The following is a 1,191-nucleotide window of genomic DNA, read 5'->3' as shown; positions in this document are numbered from 1 at the left end:
GTAGGGTTGCTCGGCGAGCAGATAGGTTTCGATCTCGGCATCGCTGAGCTCGCGAAATCGCACCTGCACCGGGGCCAGCGCGCTTTGTGCAAAGCCACTGTCCAGGCAAACCACCGACAGCGCCGTCTGGAACACCACGGTGTGGCCGCGCATCCGGCGCAATTGCGCCACGGCATTGGCGTGGTTGCCAGGTTTGCCCAGCGGCTCGCCGTGTAAATCGGCCACCTGGTCGGAGCCAATGACGACGGCCTGCGGAAAGCGGGCGGCCACGGCCCGGGCCTTGGCCAGCGACAGGCGCAGGGCCAGATCGCGGGGCGATTCACCGGTCAGCGGGGTTTCATCCACGTCTGGCGCGGCCACTTCAAAGGGGATGCGCAGGCGTTGCAGCAGCTCGTGTCGGTAGCGCGAAGTCGAGCCGAGTACCAGGGCACGGGGGGGAGGGGAGGGCAAGGGGGAATGCATCCCGGGATTCTCTTACACTGTGCCCATGAATACCGAGATTGCTTCCACCCCCCTGGACGTGCGCGCCTTTGCGCAAGCGGCAGGCACCCGCTCCGCCCAGGATCTGCTACCAAAATATGAGCGTCTTATGCAGGAAGCATCAGCGCCAGCGGCCGATTTGACTGTGAACTGGAGCGCCCAGGGCGAGCTCCGCCCTGTGTCCAGCGGCGAGGCGGAAATCTGGCTGCACATCCAGGCCGATACCTGCTTGCCCATGACCTGCCAGCGCTGCCTGACCCCGGTGGAGATTCCCTTGGCGGTAGACCGTTCGTTCCGCTTTGTGGCCGACGAAGAAACCGCTGCTGCGCTAGACGACGAGTCCGAAGAAGACATCCTGGCACTCGACCCCGCATTCGACCTGGCCACCCTGGTGGAAGACGAGCTGCTGATGGAAATCCCCCTGGTGCCGCGCCACGACGAATGCCCGGTAGAGGTGACGCTGGAGGTGGTGGACCCGGCTTTTGAGGCTGCGTTGTCCGAAAAACCCCACCCCTTTGCTGCGCTGGCCAAGCTGCGTGGCGAGGGTGCCGACTAGGGGCTGGCGCAGTTGCAATGCCTTGGGCTATAATCTAAGGCTTAGCGCGAAAAGGCTTTGAGCATTTTGACTTCAAAGTTGAGTGGCCTCTCGTGAATTGTCCAATCTTTTAGCGTTTAGCTTTAAACGCATTTACTTAGGAGCCGACCATGGCC

At 62.6% G+C, this 1,191-nt stretch carries 2 protein-coding genes; one reads left to right on the top strand and one right to left on the bottom strand.

Annotated elements, in window-relative coordinates; all coding sequences use genetic code 11:
* The coding region (locus AC097L_RS25250; protein ID WP_479589453.1) for a Maf family protein at positions 1 to 462 on the bottom strand (462 nt) is incomplete at its 3' end.
* 25 nt (positions 463 to 487) lie between these two features.
* On the opposite strand from AC097L_RS25250, the gene AC097L_RS25245 reads away from it, so the two are divergent.
* Positions 488 to 1,036 (top strand): YceD family protein, encoded by a 549-nt coding sequence (locus AC097L_RS25245; protein WP_479589452.1) that lies wholly within the window; start codon positions 488 to 490, stop codon positions 1,034 to 1,036.
* Positions 1,037 to 1,191 lie beyond the last annotated feature (155 nt).

It is taken from the genome of Rhodoferax sp. RT5P35, from assembly GCF_056521385.1.
This window is presented reverse-complemented; position numbering and strand designations above follow the sequence as displayed.

Excerpts from the sequence above, each read along its gene's own strand:
- AC097L_RS25245 (WP_479589452.1), top strand. The coding sequence starts at position 488 with ATGAATACCGAGATTGCTTCCACCCCCCTGGACGTGCGCGCCTTTGCG.